Below are 19,071 nucleotides of genomic sequence, written 5' to 3' on the forward strand. Positions count from 1 at the left end.
TATCAACAAAAAACTAAATTCAGTAAAAAAACAAAAAGCCTTCCGATAAGGAAGGCTAATGACAATGAGTTTAAGATGAGTTATAATTTATTTTGTAAGCTTGACCAGCCTCCACCATTATATACATTCTTGTATCCGTGTGATTGTAAAATACTTTTTGCTGAAGCGCTTCGCATACCTGAGGCACAACAAGTAATGATTGTTTTGTCTTTATCTTTTAGTTGTTCTAAATGATTATTTAAAACATTTACTGGAATATTAATAGCTCCTTTGATGTGTCCGCCAGAAAACTCCGCTTTTGAACGTACATCCAATAGTATAGCCCCTTGTTGTGCTAATTCAGAGTAATTAACACTTGGTCCAAAACCAAAAATCTTTTTTAAAGTAGTTATCATGAAATTTATTTTGATTGATAGTAATTTACGTCTAGCCAAGAGCCTCCATTATAACAATCTACTCCATGTTGTGAAAGGAAATGTTGTGCTTGTCCACTTCTGTTTCCTGAAGCGCAGCAAAGGATTAGCGGCATGGTTAAATTTTTTAATTCTTCCATTCTGTCTGAAATTGTTTGTAACGGTATGTTAATAGAACCGGCCACGTGACCGCCCATAAATTCTTCGTGCGATCGAACATCTACAATGGTGCATTTATGGTCTTTGATGATATTTTCTAATGTCATATTGTAAGGTTATAGATTGTTAATTTTTCCTATCATACAACTAGAATAACTTTTTAGTTTTAATAGTAGCCCATTTTTTTCAGTAGCTTCTGGATAACCAAGCTGGTGTAATTTGTCTATTATCCTACTTCTAACTTCGTCTTTGTAAGTTACTGTTACCGAATCGTTGTCGTTATCTACTTTTACTTCGTTAACTCCGTCTAATTCTAAAAGCTCTTTTTTTATAGTGGTAGCACAGCCGCCACATTTAAGATTTGCGATTTTAATTTCTTCTGTTTTCATGAGGATTGAATTTAATTGTTTTCCAAAGACCCAAAAGTAATTTTGGATTTTGTTTTACAAATTTAAACCAATCCAAAGCCGGCTACAGTAACTTTTGTTACATAAGACTTTTTTATACGACAAAAGGTAAAATTTTGTTTAAATCTTACCTTTTTATGCAGTATAATCAATACGAATTATTTTGTCAAAACTTGCTGGATTGCCTTTTCTAACAAAGGTTCCATAGTTTGGTATCCTTTTAAGTTAGGATGTACACCGTCATTAGAAAATTCTTTTGGTAAGCCATTTTTGCTATCAGCCATAGCAGTATGGTAATCAACATAAGGAATATGATGTTGTTTTGCATACGAATGGATTAATTGATTCAAATGAATGATAGTTTCGGCTGCTTTGTCGTTGGGTCTCCAATAAAAATCATTGGCTGGTAAAACAGCACATAAAATTACTTTTATTGCATTGGCTTTTGCCAATTCGACCATAGATTTAATATTGCCAAGAATCTTCTCGGGAGTCGTAGGGCCTGTGTTTCCAGCAACGTCATTTACTCCAGCAAGGATAACGACTACATCTGGGTGTAAATTAATTACATCAGGTCTAAAACGGATGAGCATTTGAGAGGTGGTTTGTCCGCTGATTCCTCGATCTATGTATGGCTTGTCTTTGAAAAACTCGGGGTGGATTTGCAACCAAAATTCAGTAATAGAATCACCCATCAAAATAATTCTTTTTTCGCTTGATTTTTTAGGGGTAAGTAGAGTGTTTTCGTTTTCGTATTTAGCCAAATTAGCCCAGTCTTGAGCCGTAGATTTTTCAGACATACAAATAAAAATTAGGAGAAATAAATATTTAAAAACACACTTTTTCATTTCGAAATATTTTGAAGTTGAAAGTTAATCAAATAAATCAGAAGATAAATAACGATCACCACGATCGCAAATAATAGCAACTACAACTCCAGATTCTAATTGGTTGGCTATTTTTATAGCTGTAGCCACAGATCCTCCGCTGCTCATTCCTGCAAAAATTCCTTCTTCTTTGGCTAATCGTTTGGTCATTTCTCGAGCTTCTTGTTCGCTAACTTCCATCACAACATCTACTTTTGAAGCATCAAATATTTTGGGAAGGTATTCTTGAGGCCATTTTCTGATTCCTGGAATTTGAGAACCATCGCTTGGCTGAGCGCCAATAATTTGAATATTTTTATTTTGTTCTTTTAAGTAAGTCGAAGTACCAATGATAGTTCCCGTAGTTCCCATCGCCGAAACAAAATGAGTTACAGTCCCTTTAGTATCGTTCCAAATTTCTGGGCCTGTCGTTTTGTAATGCGCTTTCCAGTTGTCTTCATTGGCAAATTGATTTAGCATTACATAACCTCCTTCGGTCATTTTTTTATCGGCATAATCGCGTGAGCCTATAATTCCTGTACTCGCGGGGGTTTGTGTGACCTTGGCGCCATAGGCTAGCATGGTTTGTGTGCGTTCTTTGGTAGAATCTTCGGGTAAAACTAGTTCGATTTCAATATCAAATAACTGCGCAATCATGGCTAAGGCGATTCCGGTGTTACCACTCGTTGCTTCAATTAATTTGTCTCCTTTTTTAATATCACCACGTGCTATTGCAGAAGCAATCATATTGTAAGCCGCACGGTCTTTAACGCTTCCTCCGGGATTATTGCCTTCAAGTTTTAATAACAGTTTTACGTTAGGATTTTGAACTAAATTACGGCTAATTACTAAAGGCGTATTGCCAATTAATTCAATTAATTTTTTAGGTTCCATGTTATTTTTTCTCTTTTACTTTGACTTCGGTAGTTGTGGTGTTGGTTACAATAGAATTGGCTGGAATGGATTTGGTTACCCAAGAGTTTCCGCCAACAATACTGCCTTTTCCAATGATAGTGGTGCCGCCTAAAATGGTTGCATTAGCATAAATGCACACCTCTTCTTCAACCGTAGGATGTCTTTTGGAGTTTTTCATCTCTTTGGTAATGCTGAGTGCTCCAAGAGTTACTCCTTGATATATTTTTACGTTTTTCTCAATAACAGTAGTTTCGCCAATCACTATTCCTGTGGCATGATCTACAAAAAAGGGTGATGCAATAGTGGCTCCTGCATGAATATCGGTACCTGTGATGCGATGCGCGTATTCGCTCATCAAGCGAGAAAACAACAATAAATCCAAAAGGTATAATTCATGACTTAGGCGATAAATTGCAATGGCATAAAAACCGGGATAAGCCAAATACACTTCTTCAATGCTGTTAGAAGCGGGGTCGTTTTCTAGAATATAGACTGCATCTTGATTTAGTTTTTCAAGAACAGAAGGTAATTGGGCTAGGTATTTGTCCCAAATCGAATCGCATAAGTCAGTTGATTTTTTACAGGCAATAGATGAAATTTCTTTGAATAGTAGTTCAAGTTCGTCAATACTATCGTCTAAAGTAGCATTTCCGTCAAACAAAGTGTAGAATAATTTTTCGGTAAAAACTTCTGTTTTTGTTTTGATGCTATAATTCATTGAAAAATTACTTTTCAACGAATTGATATTTTGGATAATCTGATTTTTTGTCACGATTATAAAATTGATTCGGTTAAATGAGCTGTAAAAGTAGGTGTTTTTTAGAAAAGCGCCGAATAATTTTCTGGCATTTATTTTCTAATTTGTGAATTAACTTTAGGTGTTGTAGACTTGTTATTAATTCTAGTTATAAATGCGTAAATTAGCTAGTCAATTAATTTAATAGAAATGAATACAAAAACTAAAGTGTTCAATAAACTGAATCGGTTTTGGAAACTACTCGGGCCGGGGTTAATTACAGGTGCAAGTGACGACGATCCCTCTGGAATAGCGACTTATTCTCAGGCGGGTGCTGCTTACGGATTATCTACCTTGTGGACTGGTCTTTTGGCTTTTCCTTTGATGGCAGCGATTCAACAAATGTGTGCTAAGATTGGCCTAGTTACTTCTTTAGGGTTAACAGGGGCGTTGAAAAAAAACTACCCAAGACCTGTTCTATATTTGATGTTGTTATTTAGTTTTCCTGCTATTGTAATGAATATTGGTGCTGATATTGCAGGAATGGGAGCGGTTGGTAATTTATTGTTTCCTTCGATTGACGCTACTTTTTTCAGTGTTTTTTTTACAGTACTGCTATTGATTTTGATTGTTTATCTGCCGTATTTGAAAATTGCAGCTATTTTGAAATACCTCTGTGTTGTGCTTTTGGTGTATTTAGTAGTTCCATTCTTATACGACCAAGATTGGGAGTTAATAGTGAAAAATACATTTGTTCCAAATTTAGAATTTAACAAAGAGTTTGTTGGAATACTAGTTGGAATACTAGGAACAACGATTTCACCCTATCTATTCTTTTGGCAGGCTACTATGGAAGTGGAAGAGATGAAGCATAAGGGAAATCATTTAGTAGTTGATAAAAAAATTATTAGCGACATGAAGCAGGATGTTGATTTTGGGATGACTTTTTCGGGATTAGTAATGTATTTTATTATTTTGACTACAGGAACGGTTTTGTATAATGGTGGGATTCATCAAATTGATACAGTTGAACAAGCTGCAATTGCTTTAAAACCACTGGCGGGAAATTTAGCTTATTTACTTTTTGCTATTGGAGTTATTGGCACGGGATTATTGGCTATACCTGTTTTGAGTGGTTCGCTCTCGTATATTATTACTGAGACATTTGGTTGGGAACAAGGGTTAGACAAGAAATTTCACGAAGCTAAGGCTTTCTATGCGGTAATTGCTATTTCGTTAGTTTTAGGCTTGTCTCTAAACTACATAGGAATTTCTCCAATTAAGGCTTTAATTTACACAGCAATTTTGTATGGGTTGACTGCGCCAGTACTGATTGCTATTATTCTGCATATTTGTAATAATAAAAAGGTAATGGGACAATTTACGAATAGTAAAAAGTCTAATATTCTTGGTTTCTCGGCATTGATCATAATGACGATTGCGGCGGTTGCTTTACTGTATTTGCAATTTGTTGTTTAATTGGAACTACAAAAAGTGTTTGTAATAGTATCCGCCAATCATAATAATGCCATTTAGGATAGCTAAAACGGTTAGTGATTTTTTATAATTTCGCTTCGAATCAACAAAGTGTAATCCTATAAAAAGCATAAAAATAAGACAAGAATAAATAGCAGGATACAGCTTAAAAGCAGCTTCAAAATTGCCTTGCAAAACGAGTATAAAAGCACGTTGAAAACCACAACCCAAACACTCTATTCCGAAGAGGGTTTTGCTGATGCATGGGAACATGTGTTTTTCTAAATTCAAAGCAGTTTTGTTTTTACAATTTTACGAAAAAATACCAAACCTTTTTAAGAATAAATTTGATGCTATTTTAAATTGTTTACTTTTGAAAAACCAAATTTAGAATGATGAAAAAAATTATGATTCCGATGATGCTTGTCGCTTTTTTGATTGCTTTTTATGAACAACAAAAAGCGAATAGTAATGTCTATATCACGGTGGGAGCAATTGCAATTTTCATGTATGGAATGATGCGATTGAGTGCTAAAACGCCAAGTAAAAATCAAGATAAAAACGAAGATGATGTTCAGTAAAGGAGATGAGGTTTCGGTTTTAGATGAAGCTGTAAATGGAGTGGTTTTGTCTGTCAAAGGAGAGCAGGTTACGATTGAATCTACGGATGGATTTGTGATGACATTTATTGTCAATGAATTAATTAAGATAAACGATTCCAGTAACTTAATGAATTCTATTAGAAGTTTTAATTCAGGTGAAATAAAAAAAGAAAAAGAGATTCCAAAACCAAGAAGTTTTGTCAAAGAGCGTAAAGAAAAACGCGAAGTTGGCGTACCAGAATTTGATTTACACATCGAAAAATTGGTTCCTAATAAACGCGGAATGTCTAATTATGATATCTTAACGTTACAATCGGAAACAGCAAAAAGGCATCTTGATTTTGCTATCCGAAATCGGATACCAAAGATTGTTTTTATCCATGGAGTTGGCGAAGGAGTTTTGAAAGCCGAATTGGATTTTTTGTTAGGACGTTATGATAACATTTCGTTTCAAGATGCCAATTATCAAAAATACGGTTTGGGTGCAACCGAAGTTTATATTAAACAAAATAGCAAGTAAAAATCATTTGTTTAAGTGGTGATTTTGAATAAAAAAAACGTAAGTATTTCGATTGAAAAATACTGACGTTTTTATGTTTTTTTAGTAGCTGAAAATCTGCTACAAAAAGGGTTTAATTTGTCGTGATTAAATCACCTAAAACATAGCTGTCTCCTAGAGTAAAATTATTATTTCCTTTAACGAAAGTCACCTTCTTTAAAACAATGTGATGGGTGTAGGTATTTAGTACATTTGTAGTGGTCACTTCTATTGTACCTTTTACGTTAGCAACTCCTGCCTCAGCAATCCATTCTTGACTAATTGCCGGAGTGGTTGGAATAGTAGTATTGCAAAAATAACTAGGGGTCACAATTCCGTTGGTAAACAAACGATACACTAATTTATTAGCTGTTGTTCCAATTAGTGCTGTTCTGGGCGTATTTAAAGGGGTAATTTGATTCTGAATTAAGTTAGTGTCTATGTTGTCAAGTGTTACTGCTTCACTACTATTGTAATTATAAATTTGTTTTGATGTAGGGCATTGTTCCAAGGTTTCGTCAAATCCAAAAACCAAAGGGGTAATAGTTCGGCTATAATCTCCAAAAGCAAAAGTCTCATAAACCTGAGTTCCGTTTTGTTTAGCAAAAGTGATGTTTTTAAACACTATGTTATGGTTGTATCCTGTAATAGAGGTTTTGCCTGTAGTTGCGTTAGTTGTTTTAATGGCTGTGGTCGTAATTTGAATTTTTCCAGCAGTGGCAATCCATTCATCAGTAACGGTAGGAGAGGAAGGCGGAATAGTTTCGCAAAACATACTGCTAGATATAGTACCATTATAAAAACGATACACTACCCGATTGGTACTATTAATGTCAATAATTGTTGGACTGCCAACAGTGGTTGGCTCATTCGTAAATGAGCTGGAAGGAATTTGAATTAGTAATGCTTCCTGTCCTTTAATTTTATAAATAATATTGTTAGTACTACAACTCTGAGTGGTTGCCGTATCAAAACTAATTACTTCTTGGGTTAAATTTCCGTCGTCACAGCTATTGAATACTATTGCTATAATTAGGCCGTATAATGCTCTTTTCATTATTCATATATTTGGTTCAAAAATAGTCAAAAAATCGATAATTAATTAGTAGTATTGGACTATTTGTGAAGATATTTTATAAATTTGCCTCCCATGAAGAAAGTATATTTAGATAACGCATCGACCACTGCAATTCGTCCAGAAGTGATTCAAGAAATCACTCGATTAATGACAGAAGATTATGGAAATCCTTCCTCAACGCATAGCTTTGGCCGAAACGCCAAGAGTGTTTTGGAACTTTCACGAAAATCAATTGCCAAGCAGTTGAATGTAGTGGGGTCTGAAATCTTTTTTACTTCTTCAGGGACAGAAGCGAATAACTGGATTTTGCGTTCAGCAGTTCGAGATTTGGGGGTAAAACGTATTGTTACTACTAAAGTAGAACATCATGCAGTATTGTATCCTGCTTTGGCTTTGCAAAAAGAATTTGGCATCCAAGTTGATTTTGTCGCTATACAACCAGACGGAAGTATTGATGTGACGCATTTAGCTGAATTATTATCGCAAGACGTGACCACCTTAGTGAGTTTGATGCATGTGAATAATGAGGTAGGAGTGGTATTGGATTTAGAGCGAATAGCGATTATTTGCAAAGAACACAACGCTCTTTTTCATTCCGATACGGTACAATCTGTTGGTAAGACCGAAATTGATTTGAAGGCATTGCCAATTGATTTTATTTCGGCAAGCGCTCATAAATTTCATGGACCAAAAGGAATTGGTTTTGCTTTCATTCGTAAAAATTCAGGACTACAACCTCTGCTATTGGGTGGAGAACAAGAAAAAGGAATGCGAGGCGGCACCGAGTCCATCTATCAAGTAGCAGGAATGGCAAAAGCGTTAGAAATGGCTTATGCTAATCTAGACTCAGAAAGAGCGTATATTTCAGATTTAAAAAAATACTGCATTGGTCAATTGGCTCAAGCATTTCCAAATTCAAAAGTAATTGGTTCGGAAAATGGTTTTTATAATATTATCAATGTTATTCTTCCACTTTCAGACGAAAAAGCAGGAATGTTGTTATTTCATTTAGACATCAAAGGTATTGCCGTTTCAAGAGGGAGTGCTTGCCAATCGGGCAGCAGTAATCCATCACACGTTTTGGCCGAAATCCTTTCTCCTGATGAGTTGACTAAACCAAGTTTGCGCATTTCATTCAGTCATTACAATACGAAAGAAGATATTGACTATCTAATTGAAGTTTTAAAAACGGCTTAGTTCTTCTTTTAAAATTGGAAAACTATTCATTAAATTATATTCAGAGTATTTCTCCATAATTAATCGGGCTTTGAAAAAACATAATGTAGATTCAGCACCTTGGTTGATATTCACATGCGTATCTTCTAATCCGTCGTAAGAAGCGCCATTTTCAGGGTTATACATGATTTGCTTTAAGTGGTTGTTGCCTAAAAACCAAACAAAAGCCAATTGGAGTTGGTCTTTGTACTTTTTATTTTGTGTGATTTCATAAAATAAATCCAACGCGATAATTGTAGTGGCTACTTCAATAGGTTGTTCTCCGTAAAAGATTCTTTCATTTTCTTTTTTGAACCAACCACGGTTAGAAATGACTTTCAATTGCCCTTTCATAAAATAGTGAGACAATAAGAAATCAAAAGTAATTAGTGCAATTTTTTTGTACTTCAAATCGCCTGTTATCAGATAGCTGTACATCATAGCTTCGGGCAGCACATTGTTAGCATAGGTCATATAATCTTCGTACCAACACCAATTTTCTTCGGAGTGAATATCGTAATGGCGTAATAATTCATCGGCTAATTTTTCTATAGACAGCTTTATGTCTTCATTTTTGTAAGCCAAATAGTAATGGTACAAGCCTTTTATGGCGTAAGCAATAGCTCTAGGTGATTTTATGTTGTCAATTTTTTCAATGGCTTTGTCCCAACATTGTACTGCACGTGAAATCATTTCTAAGGGAAGTGTGTCTCGATGTGAAATAACAATTCCTAAACTCCAAAGCGCTCTTCCGTTAGCATCTTCCAGATTGACTTCTCTATTCTGCGGAGTTAATTGGCCTTCAAAATCTTTGTAATTATTAAACCAGCCATCTTCTTCTTGAATTCCTTCAATAAAATTAAGATACGTACTAGCTAATTCTAAGCAGTTCTCATTGGGATAGACTTTATTGTATAATACCATATTAATCAAAGCTCTTGCATTATCATCCAAGGTATAGCCTGAATCCGGATCAGGTTGACTGAATTTTGAGAATTGTAGAATTCCATAGTCAGTGGTCAATTTTTCAATATGGTCTAACTTTATTGGTGGAAAATTAAATTTCAAATCGTCTTCTCGATTAGTCAATTGGTCAAATAACAATCGGTATTGAATAGCTATATTTTTCCAAGAGGTTGCACTGGATGCTGCAAAGGCATTTTTGCCCATTGTAGTACGCGTTTCGTTATCTTTTATCAAACGAAATATGGCATCTTGAAATTCGTCTGATTGGTCAAATCCATTTAATAGAATTCCATTTTCGCTGTGTAATGATTCTTTGGCATGTGGAATAGGAGTAGAAATTACAGCACAACCACAGCTCATAGCATACGCAAAGGTACCACTTACGGCTTGGTTAGGATCTTTGGATGAAAATAAATAGATTTCAGAAAGTGTTAAATAATCTAGTAATTCTTTTAATTCCAAATACTCGTTGACAAAGATTACATTGTTTTCAAGGTTTTGTTTTTTGACAATTTCAATTAGAGAATCACGGTATTTTTCTCCTTCTCGGCGAAGAATTTCTGGATGTGTTTTACCAATAACTAAATATACCACTTCGGGATAGCAACTCACAATTTCTGGAAGGGCGTATAGAACGGTTTCAATCCCTTTGTTTTCGCTGATTAATCCAAAGGTGGACATTACAATTCTATCCGAAAAATTGAATTCGTTTTTTAATTTTTCCTTTTGTTCCCAGAGTACAGTATGATTTCCATGCGGAATTACAACTGTTTTAGCCGATACTACTTCATAATCCTGAATCAATATATTTTGTGAATTTTTGGTAAGTACAACTATTCTGTCAGATAGGTCAGCAATGGCATGAACAACTTTTTTTCGTTTGTCATCTGGGGTAGGTAATACGGTATGAAATACAGTAATAATTGGTTTGTTTAGCGCTAGGATAAATGACAATATATAGTCGCCATATTCTCCTCCAAATAGTCCAAATTCGTGTTGAATACAAACCAATCCAATATCGTTTCGTTCGTTGATTTTCTCGGCAACCAATCGGTAATCGTCAATTTTTGAGGTTGACAAAGTGTATTTTACTTCTTCGCTGTATTCAAAATTCTGCCCTTCATTTTCTAAGGCACAAACTTCAATAGGTAAAGTATCCCCAAAAACATTGGCAACGGCCTCTACAATATCGTTCGAAAAAGTAGCTAATCCACACTCACGAGACGGATAAGAACTCACTAATAGCATTTTTATTCCTGTATCAAATTTCATAATCAGCGTATATTTAGGATTGTTTTCTTAATTCAGTAAGTAATTCGTTAAGGTTACATTTTGCAACGGCAACGTGTCTGTCGGCAACACCGTAATAGATATAAAGGTCGTCTCCAAATACCGCATGCCCTGTCGGGAAAACGACATTATTTACAACCCCTTCGATTTCCCAAGATTTAGACGGTGAGAAGAGTGGGTAGGGTAGCCTAGCCAATTCAATTTCGGGTTTGTCTAATTGAAGCAAGGCTGCTTTGGCATGGTATATTTTTCCTGTAACAGTTTCTTGGACACCATGATAAATAAGTAACCACCCAAATTCAGTTTCTATAGGAGGTCCACCCGCACCAATATAATCTACCTCAAATGGATCATTTGGATCAAGTACAATATAATCGTTTAAATTTTTAAGATAATCTTCCCAAAATGGTTCAGTTAATTCCTTCCAATCTTCAAATTGTACGATTTGTATTCCTGGCCAAATGCGGTGTAGTAGTACAAATTTGCCATTTACTTTTCTTGGAAACAACACAATATCTTTATCTCTAAGTAAACGAAACTCGTCCTCTACTAATCCTATTTGTGCAAAAAGATTGTAATATTGATGGTACTTGGGATTTAGTTTTTCACCCCCGCAACAATTTACATAATCTTCGTATTCTTGATAATTAACATGCGGTGTAATGATACCGTGCTTTTCAAAATGGATTAAATCTTTTGACGTAGCTAATGCTCCCATCGCATTTACTCCATCGTAAGCGGTGTAAGTGATGTAATAGGTATCTTCAATTTTTACAATTCTTGGATCTTCAACCCCGTGTTTTTCATAGTCGAAATCACGTTGAATTAGCGGTTTTTCATTTCGTTCAATAATGTTAAGAGGACCTTCCGTTTTGGCATAGCCAATGGTAGAGAAGTTGCCGTGTTCAACTGCTCGGTATAAAATATGAAGTATTTCGCCTTCTTGATAAATTCCTGCATTGAAAACACCATTATTTTCAAAATCAAGGTTGGTAGGACTTAGTAGAATGCCTAATTTTTCTATTGTTATCATGATGTTTTAGTATTTTTTATCTTTTTCTATTGAAGTCTCTGTTGCTTTTTTATTTTTAAGTTTTGCTTTTTCTTGTTTTTTAAAATATCCTCTAAAGAAGAAATTATGTTGTAAAGCTTCTAAATCCTCGCTTAGACGAAAGCTTGCTGTAGTTATATTGGTCATTGTCGAATCTATTTTCCGAACTAATTTTGGGTCATTCGATAAGTAATTAAGCGCGCCTTTGCCTTCTTTTATATTTAAAACAGTTTTATCTAGATTATAAGTTATAGTGTTGATTTGAGTGCTCGATTGGTCAATCTTGGTAATAATGTTTTTAATTTTGCGAGCTACCGCAGTATCTCTTAAAATACCAATCAGATTGTTTTTCTGATCTAAATCCATCACAATTTGATTTAATTCATGAATCAATTGTGTAGTTCCTTTACTCGTTGATCTTAGGTGTAGAACAATTTCTTTTATGTTTTTTGCTGTTTCAGCGTCTTTAATTAACAAACCAATTGTTCCTTCTCCATTGTTAATTTGATGCGTAATTTTAAGTAAATCCGAAGTGAGTAAAGCCGCGTTTTTATTAGTAATATCTAAAGTGTTTAGCATATCGTCTGTATTGACTTTGTTGATTGATTTAATTGCCTCTCCAGCTTGAACGGAAGGCGAATCCCCTTTTCTAGGTAGGATATTGATAATTCGATTACCTACTAATCCATCGGAGCCAATTGTGGCTATAGCGTTTTTTTTGATGTAGCTAAAAATACGTTTGTCAATAATCATATCTACTTTTATAACAGTGTCGCTAATCATTTCAATGGAGCGAACAGTTCCTACATTGACTCCAGAATACCGAACATTATTCCCTAATTGTAATCCGTTGACATTATTGAATACACAGGTTAAGTGATTTGTTTTTCCAAACATTTTTTGCTTATCGCCAATAAAATAAACTGCTAAAACAAAAAGTAATAAGCCTATAATGACAAATAGTCCTAACTGTATTTTTTGTCCTGTTGTTTTTTCCATTTTTTGTTTTTATTTAAAAAAGGCTTGTATTTTAGTATCGCTTGACTCGGATAACTCCTCAAAGGTTCCTTCGGCATAATTAATTCCATCAACCAATAATATCATTCTGTTCGAAATTACTCTAGCACAATCCACATCGTGTGTAATGATAATGGCTGAGGTATTGTATTTTTCTTGAATGGATTTCATTAATAATAAAATTTCTTTAGCTGTAATAGGGTCTAATCCTGTTGTGGGTTCGTCATAAAGAATAATTTTGGGCTGTAGAATTAATGTTCTTGCCAAGGCTACTCTTCGTTTCATTCCTCCTGATAATTCTTCGGGCATTAAATCTATTGTATGGCCTAATCCTACATTGTTCAAAGCCTCCATAACTAGTGGGCTTGTGTTCTTAATGTATCCAAATTTTTTAGTGTGACGCCTCAAAGGGAATTCTAAATTTTCTCTAACAGTCATCGAATCATACAAAGCACTTCCTTGAAAAAGAAAACCAACTTCGGTTCTTAGTTCGTCTAATTTTTCTTGGGTTAGTTTGCTTATTTCCTGTCCCATTATAGTAATCGTTCCACTATCGGCTTCTTCCAATCCAATCAAGCATTTTATCATTACGGATTTCCCTGAGCCAGATTTTCCCATTATGACTAAATTTTCTCCCTCGTTCAAAATCATATTAAAGTCGTTCAAAACGCAATTTGAACCATAACTTTTTTTCAAGTTTTTAATTTCGATGATAGGATTGGTATTGGTCATAATTTATAAATCATAAAAAATATCAGTAACAAAAACAGCTACAAAATCAATTACAAATAGTAACATCGAAGTAAAAACTACTGCTGAATTGGCAGCGAGACCTACACCTGCGGTTCCTTTTTTACAATAATATCCTTTAAAACAACCTACTAATCCTATGGCAAAGCCAAAAAAAAATGTTTTTATAGTAGCAGGAATCAAATCGCTAAATTCTAACGAATCGAAAACCTGATTGTAATACAGTAAAAAAGAAACATTTCCTTTTATATTTTCCACTAAATAAGAACCATAAATAGCAATTGCATCTCCAAAGATTACTAGAATGGGTAACATAAAAATAGTAGCCATAATTCTCGTAACCACTAGATATTTGAAAGGGTTAGTCCCTGAGACTTCCATCGCATCAATTTGTTCAGTTACACGCATCGAACCTAATTCAGCACCAATCCCAGAGCCAATTCGACCTGCACAAATTAATGCTGTAATGATGGGGCCAATCTCTCTAATTATTGATATGCTCACCATAGACGGCATCCAAGAGACCGCTCCAAATTCTTGTAATGTTGGTCTTGATTGTAGCGTAAAAACTAAACCAATAATAAAGCCTGTTACTGCCACTAATAATAAAGAACGATTACCCATGTAAAAACACTGTTTTATAAATTCTTTGAATTCAAATGGGCGCTTGAAACTCTCTTTAAAGAAACGCCATCCAAAAAAAGAGAGTTCGCCAATCTCAATTAATAAAATAGTGATAAGATCTAGTATTTTAGAAAGGGTCTTCATACATCAATGAATTAATTTTAGTAAGAAATGACTTCTCAAATATACAATTATTAATTATTGATTATCAGCAAGTTAGATTATTTTGTATCGGATTTTTAGGTAGTTTGTCGAAAAAATATAATAGTTAAGAATGATTGAACCTTTTGTAAGGAAGATAGGTTACAATAATTTCGATACCTCTTGTTATATAATAGGATAGAGCATTACTGATTTTAGAACTAATCGTATTTCTCGTTTGAAATGATTCAGAGGTTATTTTTTGGCATTGCAAAAGAATCTGTTGCAATTCTTCTTCAAAAAGGGTGGCAAATGCAGGAGATTCAATTCCAACATTCATTTCAATGCTAGCATAAGAACTTAAGTTGTTGAGATTAAAAGAACCAATTGTAGACCAAGAACCATCAACTACCATCGCTTTTCCGTGTAAGACCGATTGGTTCCATTCGTACAATTCAATGTTGTGTTCCAATAATTTGGAATACAGATAGCAACTAGCCCTGCGGGTCATTGGCAAATCAGAAACCCCTGAAAGAATTAATTGGATTTTTACCTTGCTTTTTGAAGCTTCTAATAATGCATTGGTTAATTTTCGACCAGGAAGAAAATAACTTCCTACTATAATCACTTTTTCTTTAGCTTCACTAACTGCTTGAATGTAGGCTTCTGAAATTTCACTCTTTCTATTCAACCAATCATTTTGAAGAATTTGTATCATTACTTTTTCTTCGGCTTCAAAGGTGGGTAGTATTGTTTTGCGTAAGGCACTTTTCTTTTTGCTGTAATTCGCTTTGCAATGGGATTGAATATCTTTTGCAATCGAGCTGTTGATTTCGATAGCAAAATCCAACCACGGTTTTGTGTTTGAAGTGCCGTGATATCGGTTAGCAATATTAATTCCGCCTATTAGAGCTACTTTGCCATCAGCTACCACTACTTTTTTATGCAGTCTCCTTCCGATGTAAAAAGAGCTGGCAGAAAATAAGGGAGAAAAAAAACGGATATGTCCTCCAGCTTGTCGGAATTCCTTGCTAATTTCATTTGGAAAAGAAAGGGAGCCAAAGCCATCCAATAAAAGATACACTTTAACTTGCCGCTTTAGTGCCTCTTTTAAAGCCAAAAGAATGCGTTTGCCTGTTGCATCATTGTCAAAAATATACGTCTGGATATGGATTTCGGTAACGGCATCATTAATAATTCGTTCTAATCTAGAAAAATAATCGTCCCCACTATGCACGAGTTGGACCGACTTGAAAGGGAGATTATTTTTTTCGGATTCAAACATGTATTTGGATTGACAGTTATAAAACTTAAAATTACATAATTTTATTGAGCCACAAAACCACCATCAATAACCATTGGATGTCCTGTTACAAATGAAGCTTCGTCTGAACACATCCAAATTACTGCATTGGCAATTTCTTCGGGAGAACCAAATCTCCCTACAGGTTCCATTTTTGCAAATTGTTTTTCGGTTTCTTTGTTGTTTTTGGTTACTCGGTCAATCATTGGTGTATCAATAATTCCAGGGCAAACGGCATTTATTCTAATGCCTTCTTTGGCATATTCTAAAGCAGCCGTTTTGGTTAAGCCAATTACGCCGTGTTTAGAAGCTACATAAGCAGGAGAACCATAAAATCCCACTAATCCAGCGACAGAAGCACAATTAATAATTACTCCTTTATGGTGTTTTAGCATTTCGGGAATTTCGTATTTCATACAAAGCCAAATTCCTTTTAAGTTGATATTTAATGTATTGTCCCAGTTTTCTTCAGAACAAGCTGCGGTAATGGCTACTCGGCCTTCAATGCCTGCGTTGTTAAAAGCATAGTCCAGCCGTCCAAATGTGGCAATTGTTTTTTCAATCATTAATTTGACTTCTGTCGAATTGGAAACATCACATTGAATAAATAGCATTTTTTCTGCTATTTTTTTGATGGCAGATAGAGCTTCCAAATTTTCGTTTTTATCTACAACCACCACTTTTGCCCCTTTTTTCGCAAAAGCAATTGCAGTTGCTTTACCAATTCCAGAAGTTCCGCCTGTTATAAGTGCTACTTTGTTTTTGAATGGTGTTTCCATAATTTAGATAGTTTTAGATGTGATTTTTTTTAATTTTTTCTCTGCTTCCAAAATATTTTCAATGCCTTTTACTAATGCGTCTGGAGTAAATGAAATACTATCAATACCTTTTGCAACCAAAAATTGAGCAAAGTGGGGGAGGTCACTCGGTGCTTGACCGCATAAACCAACTTTTATTTCAAATCGCTTAGCTACCCGAATCGTTTCTTTAATTAAGGATTGTACCGCGGGGTTTTCTTCGTCAAATAAATAACTCACTAGGGAAGAATCTCGGTCTAGCCCTAATGTGAGTTGCGTTAGATCGTTGGAACCAATTGAAAATCCATCAAAGAGTTTCGCAAATTCATCTGCCAAAAGGACATTGCTGGGTATTTCAATCATAACATATACTTGTAATCCATTGACGCCTTGAACTAATCCATTTTTAGCCATTTCAGTAAGGACATTTTCTCCTTCTTCAACAGTTCGGCAAAACGGAATCATTAACTTCACATTAGTAAGTCCCATTTCATCCCGTACTTTTTTCATGGCTTGACTTTCTAACGCAAAACCTTTTCGGTAAAAATTACTGTAATATCGAGAAGCTCCTCTAAAGCCAATCATCGGATTTTCTTCGTCAGGCTCAAAATAGCTGCCTCCGATGAGGTTGGCATATTCATTACTTTTAAAATCACTCATTCGTACAATTACCTCCTTTGGATAAAAGGCACAGGCTACAGTAGCTACAGCTTCGGCTAGTTGTGTTACAAAATAGTCTTTTGGGTCAGCGTAGCCTTTGGTTAGTGCTGCTATTTGAGCAATCGTATCTTGATTAGTAATTTTTTCTGGTTCGCATAAAGCCAGCGGATGTATCTTTATGGTATTCGAAATAACAAACTCCATTCGCATCAAACCCACGCCTTGATTTGGATAACGGCTTAATTCAAAGGCTTTTTCAGGATCTGCTAGAATGAGCATGGGGGCTGTTTCAGGTAATTTCAACCGACTAAAGTCTTGTTCCGTCGTTTTCCAACGCAATGTGCCGTTATAAATGACTCCTTCTTTTCCTTCGGCACAGGATACTGTAATTTCTTGTCCGTTTTTTATTGTAGCTGTGGCATCTCCACAACCCACAACGGCTACTATGTCTAATTCTCTTGCGACAATTGCGGCATGGCTAGTGCGTCCTCCTTTATTGGTCACTATAGCAGCTGCTTTTTTCATAATTGGATCCCAATCGGGATTGGTTAAATCAGTTACAATGATTTCTCCTTCTTGTACCAAGTAGCCTTCTTGAGCATTGTTTATAATACGTGCCTTACCCGAGGTGATTTTATCTCCTAGAGCAATTCCTTTGCATAAAACACTCCCTTTTTCAAGTAAGGTGTACATTTTTCTAACCTGTGTATTGGGTTTGTTATGGATTGTCTCTGGGCGTGCTTGTACAATATAGAGTTGGTTGTTGGTGCCGTCTTTTGCCCACTCAATGTCCATCGCTTTTTTGTAATGCTTCTCAATGGAGTAGCACCAACGAGCGAGCTGAATGACTTCAGTGTCACTCAATGAAAACTGATTTTGATTTTCTAAAGAGGTGGTTGTGTTGATAATAGTATTGGTGGCTGAAATTTCTTTTTCATTGTAAATCATAGTAAACTCTTTTTTACCACAATGTTTTTTTAGGATAGGATTCCATTTTTCGTTTTCCAATGTAGGTTTGAAAACCATCCACTCGTCTGGTGTAACAGTGCCTTGGACAATGTTTTCGCCGAGTCCCCAAATTCCATTTATAATAATAGTATTCTCAAACCCAGTATCAGGGTCAATAGTAAAAGCAACTCCCGAAGCCGATTGGTCGCTTCGCACCATTTGTTGTACTCCCACAGAAATGGCAATATCCAAATCCTGAAATCCCATATCATAACGGTATTTAATAGCGCGATCTGTAAACAAAGACACAAAACAATGATGTACGGCATCAATCAATTGCTCTTCTCCAGAAATATTCAAAAAAGATTGCATTTGTCCTGCAAAACTAGCTGAGGGTAAATCTTCCGATGTAGCGCTACTCCTCACAGCTACATTAAGCGAAGTAAATCCGCATTGTTGGCTCAAAGCGCGATATGCTTTCTTGATTTCGGATTCAATAATCTGAGGTATTCGGGCAGAAAGAATTCGTTCCCGTGCAGTTGTTCCTATATAGGACAGGTTAGCAAAATGCTCCGTATCTAAAGATTGAAATAAATCATTCAGTACCTTTTCTAACTGATTTTCTTTTCGAAATAGCCGATATCCTTCAGCGGTAATCGCAAATCCATTCGGAATTTGAATCCCAATAGGATTGAGTTGGTTGTACATTTCACCAAGCGAAGCATTTTTTCCGCCTACTTCACTAATAGCGCTTATTCCGATTTCATTAAAGAATAGAATGTATTTGTAATTCCCCATTTTTCACCATTTAAAATTAAAAACAATAACTTAAAAGCTTATTGCTATTGCAATCTGCTTTTTCAATTGAAAAATTTTCGGCTTGGGGATTAAATGAAGAGAGTAGGAGTCTCTGGTAATTGATGAATATAAATATATAAAATAAATATCTGATTTACAACGTATTGTAGAATAAATAATTCAAAGGGATATGATTTTATGGCGTTTCCTGTTGGCTTCGTGACCTCGCCAAGACAGGTCGGGCTATTCGCTACAAGTCCTCGCTGTTGCGCTATGCTTCACATGCTGTGGGCTTTTCGCTGCTATCCCTAACGCGGGTTC

20 protein-coding genes are annotated in these 19,071 nt (G+C 35.3%); 4 read left to right on the top strand and 16 right to left on the bottom strand.

What is annotated here, in order from left to right; translation table 11 throughout:
* Positions 1 to 80 precede the first annotated feature (80 nt).
* The 6 genes from Q0L65_RS12535 to Q0L65_RS12560 all read right to left on the bottom strand — a co-directional run bounded on the left by Q0L65_RS12535 (position 81) and on the right by Q0L65_RS12560 (position 3,532).
* Positions 81 to 395, bottom strand: a complete 315-nt coding sequence (locus Q0L65_RS12535; protein WP_296686886.1) for a rhodanese-like domain-containing protein — start codon at positions 393 to 395, stop codon at positions 81 to 83.
* Between the two features lie 5 nt (positions 396 to 400).
* Positions 401 to 679, bottom strand: a complete 279-nt coding sequence (locus Q0L65_RS12540; protein ID WP_296686888.1) for a rhodanese-like domain-containing protein — start codon at positions 677 to 679, stop codon at positions 401 to 403.
* Between the two features lie 9 nt (positions 680 to 688).
* Positions 689 to 961, bottom strand: coding sequence for a heavy-metal-associated domain-containing protein (locus Q0L65_RS12545; RefSeq protein ID WP_296686890.1), 273 nt, complete (start codon positions 959 to 961; stop codon positions 689 to 691).
* A gap of 176 nt (positions 962 to 1,137) precedes the next feature.
* Positions 1,138 to 1,779, bottom strand: coding sequence for an SGNH/GDSL hydrolase family protein (locus Q0L65_RS12550; protein ID WP_296686893.1), 642 nt, complete (start codon positions 1,777 to 1,779; stop codon positions 1,138 to 1,140).
* A 72-nt stretch (positions 1,780 to 1,851) separates the two neighbouring features.
* Complete coding sequence (gene cysM / locus Q0L65_RS12555) at positions 1,852 to 2,739, bottom strand: cysteine synthase CysM (protein WP_296686895.1); 888 nt, start codon at positions 2,737 to 2,739, stop codon at positions 1,852 to 1,854.
* 1 nt (position 2,740) lies between these two features.
* Positions 2,741 to 3,532 carry a serine O-acetyltransferase gene (locus Q0L65_RS12560; protein ID WP_296686897.1) on the bottom strand — a complete coding sequence of 264 codons (792 nt, stop codon included), beginning with the start codon at positions 3,530 to 3,532 and terminating at the stop codon, positions 2,741 to 2,743.
* Positions 3,533 to 3,706: 174 nt separating this feature from the next.
* On the opposite strand from Q0L65_RS12560, the gene Q0L65_RS12565 reads away from it, so the two are divergent.
* Positions 3,707 to 4,975, top strand: a complete 1,269-nt coding sequence (locus Q0L65_RS12565) for a divalent metal cation transporter (RefSeq protein WP_296686899.1) — start codon at positions 3,707 to 3,709, stop codon at positions 4,973 to 4,975.
* Between the two features lie 6 nt (positions 4,976 to 4,981).
* Here the strand turns inward: Q0L65_RS12565 and Q0L65_RS12570 are convergent, their stop codons facing one another.
* Positions 4,982 to 5,263, bottom strand: a complete 282-nt coding sequence (locus Q0L65_RS12570; RefSeq protein ID WP_296686902.1) for a DUF2752 domain-containing protein — start codon at positions 5,261 to 5,263, stop codon at positions 4,982 to 4,984.
* A 101-nt stretch (positions 5,264 to 5,364) separates the two neighbouring features.
* Here Q0L65_RS12570 and Q0L65_RS12575 point away from each other — a divergent pair, with 101 nt between their 5' ends.
* Together Q0L65_RS12575 and Q0L65_RS12580 are read left to right on the top strand one after the other, a co-directional pair.
* Positions 5,365 to 5,553 carry a hypothetical protein gene (locus tag Q0L65_RS12575; RefSeq protein ID WP_366051775.1) on the top strand — a complete coding sequence of 63 codons (189 nt, stop codon included), beginning with the start codon at positions 5,365 to 5,367 and terminating at the stop codon, positions 5,551 to 5,553.
* Positions 5,543 to 6,094: a Smr/MutS family protein gene (locus tag Q0L65_RS12580; protein WP_296686929.1), complete on the top strand. Its 552-nt coding sequence runs from the start codon at positions 5,543 to 5,545 to the stop codon at positions 6,092 to 6,094. The genes Q0L65_RS12575 and Q0L65_RS12580 overlap by 11 nt, the downstream gene beginning before the upstream one ends.
* A gap of 112 nt (positions 6,095 to 6,206) precedes the next feature.
* Here Q0L65_RS12580 and Q0L65_RS12585 read toward each other — a convergent pair whose 3' ends face one another.
* A complete protein-coding gene (locus Q0L65_RS12585; protein ID WP_296686903.1) occupies positions 6,207 to 7,169 on the bottom strand; it encodes a hypothetical protein in 963 nt (320 codons plus the stop codon).
* 93 nt (positions 7,170 to 7,262) lie between these two features.
* Here Q0L65_RS12585 and Q0L65_RS12590 point away from each other — a divergent pair, with 93 nt between their 5' ends.
* Positions 7,263 to 8,387 (top strand): cysteine desulfurase family protein, encoded by a 1,125-nt coding sequence (locus Q0L65_RS12590; RefSeq protein WP_296686905.1) that lies wholly within the window; start codon positions 7,263 to 7,265, stop codon positions 8,385 to 8,387.
* Here Q0L65_RS12590 and Q0L65_RS12595 read toward each other — a convergent pair.
* The 8 genes from Q0L65_RS12595 to ppsA all read right to left on the bottom strand — a co-directional run bounded on the left by Q0L65_RS12595 (position 8,373) and on the right by ppsA (position 18,750).
* Complete coding sequence (locus Q0L65_RS12595) at positions 8,373 to 10,643, bottom strand: glycosyltransferase (protein WP_296686906.1); 2,271 nt, start codon at positions 10,641 to 10,643, stop codon at positions 8,373 to 8,375. The two genes, Q0L65_RS12590 and Q0L65_RS12595, sit on opposite strands and share 15 nt — an antisense overlap.
* 13 nt (positions 10,644 to 10,656) lie before the next feature.
* A complete protein-coding gene (locus Q0L65_RS12600) occupies positions 10,657 to 11,694 on the bottom strand; it encodes a pesticidal protein Cry7Aa (RefSeq protein ID WP_296686908.1) in 1,038 nt (345 codons plus the stop codon).
* A 6-nt stretch (positions 11,695 to 11,700) separates the two neighbouring features.
* Complete coding sequence (locus Q0L65_RS12605) at positions 11,701 to 12,711, bottom strand: MlaD family protein (protein ID WP_296686909.1); 1,011 nt, start codon at positions 12,709 to 12,711, stop codon at positions 11,701 to 11,703.
* Positions 12,712 to 12,720: 9 nt separating this feature from the next.
* On the bottom strand, positions 12,721 to 13,461 hold the full coding sequence (locus Q0L65_RS12610) for an ATP-binding cassette domain-containing protein (RefSeq protein WP_296686911.1): 741 nt from the start codon (positions 13,459 to 13,461) through the stop codon (positions 12,721 to 12,723).
* 3 nt (positions 13,462 to 13,464) lie between these two features.
* Complete coding sequence (locus tag Q0L65_RS12615) at positions 13,465 to 14,247, bottom strand: ABC transporter permease (protein WP_296686913.1); 783 nt, start codon at positions 14,245 to 14,247, stop codon at positions 13,465 to 13,467.
* Positions 14,248 to 14,371: 124 nt separating this feature from the next.
* Entirely contained in the window at positions 14,372 to 15,529 is a 1,158-nt protein-coding gene (locus tag Q0L65_RS12620) for a phospholipase D-like domain-containing protein (protein ID WP_296686914.1), read from the bottom strand.
* Between the two features lie 41 nt (positions 15,530 to 15,570).
* Complete coding sequence (locus Q0L65_RS12625; protein WP_296686916.1) at positions 15,571 to 16,326, bottom strand: SDR family oxidoreductase; 756 nt, start codon at positions 16,324 to 16,326, stop codon at positions 15,571 to 15,573.
* Between the two features lie 3 nt (positions 16,327 to 16,329).
* Positions 16,330 to 18,750: a phosphoenolpyruvate synthase gene (gene ppsA, locus Q0L65_RS12630; RefSeq protein ID WP_296686917.1), complete on the bottom strand. Its 2,421-nt coding sequence runs from the start codon at positions 18,748 to 18,750 to the stop codon at positions 16,330 to 16,332.
* Between the last annotated feature and the right edge of the window lie 321 nt (positions 18,751 to 19,071).

The organism is Flavobacterium sp., assembly GCF_024642105.1.
Classification (GTDB): Bacteria; Bacteroidota; Bacteroidia; order Flavobacteriales; family Flavobacteriaceae; genus Flavobacterium.

Excerpts from the sequence above, each read along its gene's own strand:
- cysM (WP_296686895.1), bottom strand. The coding sequence starts at position 2,739 with ATGGAACCTAAAAAATTAATTGAATTAATTGGCAATACGCCTTTAGTA.
- Q0L65_RS12615 (WP_296686913.1), bottom strand. The coding sequence starts at position 14,247 with ATGAAGACCCTTTCTAAAATACTAGATCTTATCACTATTTTATTAATT.
- Q0L65_RS12600 (WP_296686908.1), bottom strand. The coding sequence starts at position 11,694 with ATGATAACAATAGAAAAATTAGGCATTCTACTAAGTCCTACCAACCTT.
- Q0L65_RS12565 (WP_296686899.1), top strand. The coding sequence starts at position 3,707 with ATGAATACAAAAACTAAAGTGTTCAATAAACTGAATCGGTTTTGGAAA.
- ppsA (WP_296686917.1), bottom strand. The coding sequence starts at position 18,750 with ATGGGGAATTACAAATACATTCTATTCTTTAATGAAATCGGAATAAGC.
- Q0L65_RS12545 (WP_296686890.1), bottom strand. The coding sequence starts at position 961 with ATGAAAACAGAAGAAATTAAAATCGCAAATCTTAAATGTGGCGGCTGT.
- Q0L65_RS12595 (WP_296686906.1), bottom strand. The coding sequence starts at position 10,643 with ATGAAATTTGATACAGGAATAAAAATGCTATTAGTGAGTTCTTATCCG.
- Q0L65_RS12590 (WP_296686905.1), top strand. The coding sequence starts at position 7,263 with ATGAAGAAAGTATATTTAGATAACGCATCGACCACTGCAATTCGTCCA.
- Q0L65_RS12535 (WP_296686886.1), bottom strand. The coding sequence starts at position 395 with ATGATAACTACTTTAAAAAAGATTTTTGGTTTTGGACCAAGTGTTAAT.
- Q0L65_RS12625 (WP_296686916.1), bottom strand. The coding sequence starts at position 16,326 with ATGGAAACACCATTCAAAAACAAAGTAGCACTTATAACAGGCGGAACT.
- Q0L65_RS12585 (WP_296686903.1), bottom strand. The coding sequence starts at position 7,169 with ATGAAAAGAGCATTATACGGCCTAATTATAGCAATAGTATTCAATAGC.
- Q0L65_RS12550 (WP_296686893.1), bottom strand. The coding sequence starts at position 1,779 with ATGTCTGAAAAATCTACGGCTCAAGACTGGGCTAATTTGGCTAAATAC.
- Q0L65_RS12610 (WP_296686911.1), bottom strand. The coding sequence starts at position 13,461 with ATGACCAATACCAATCCTATCATCGAAATTAAAAACTTGAAAAAAAGT.
- Q0L65_RS12540 (WP_296686888.1), bottom strand. The coding sequence starts at position 679 with ATGACATTAGAAAATATCATCAAAGACCATAAATGCACCATTGTAGAT.
- Q0L65_RS12605 (WP_296686909.1), bottom strand. The coding sequence starts at position 12,711 with ATGGAAAAAACAACAGGACAAAAAATACAGTTAGGACTATTTGTCATT.
- Q0L65_RS12580 (WP_296686929.1), top strand. The coding sequence starts at position 5,543 with ATGTTCAGTAAAGGAGATGAGGTTTCGGTTTTAGATGAAGCTGTAAAT.
- Q0L65_RS12575 (WP_366051775.1), top strand. The coding sequence starts at position 5,365 with ATGATGAAAAAAATTATGATTCCGATGATGCTTGTCGCTTTTTTGATT.
- Q0L65_RS12620 (WP_296686914.1), bottom strand. The coding sequence starts at position 15,529 with ATGTTTGAATCCGAAAAAAATAATCTCCCTTTCAAGTCGGTCCAACTC.